The 404-nt window shown below is 63.9% G+C and carries 1 pseudogene; it reads right to left on the reverse strand.

Going from position 1 to position 404, the window contains the following annotated elements:
- Window positions 1-404: pseudogene (locus FLO80_RS22370) on the reverse strand (transposase family protein); the annotation flags it as partial.

The following is a 404-nucleotide window of genomic DNA, read 5'->3' on the forward strand; positions in this document are numbered from 1 at the left end:
AACGTGGCCTGCTCCCCGCAGGAACACCACCATGCGCCGGCTGCCGTAGAACGGTCTGCTCGTGTATTCCTCGTCAATCAGGCGGCATAGCAGCAGATCCTCGGCGCACGCCTCTTCCGGCACTTTGGCAGTGAGCCTGCGGTAGACCGTCGCGCGCGGCACCTCGGCCAGCTCGCACTGACGGCTCAAGGACAGCTTGTCGGCGCCGTCGACCCAGCCGACCCGCGCATCCAGGCTCACACTCCCAACTTTTTTTTAAGCCAGTCATTCTCCATCTTCAGCCGCCCGATTTCTCCGTACAGCCGCTCTTCGCCGCTCTTGTCCTCGGCTGGCTTCGGGCCGCGCTTCGTCTCGAACAGGGCGCCCGCCGATTCCAGGATCTCCTTCTTCCATTGCCCGACCAG

Origin of the sequence: Aquicoccus porphyridii, from assembly GCF_008369105.1 — a bacterium.
Taxonomy (GTDB): Bacteria; Pseudomonadota; Alphaproteobacteria; order Rhodobacterales; family Rhodobacteraceae; genus Aquicoccus; species Aquicoccus porphyridii.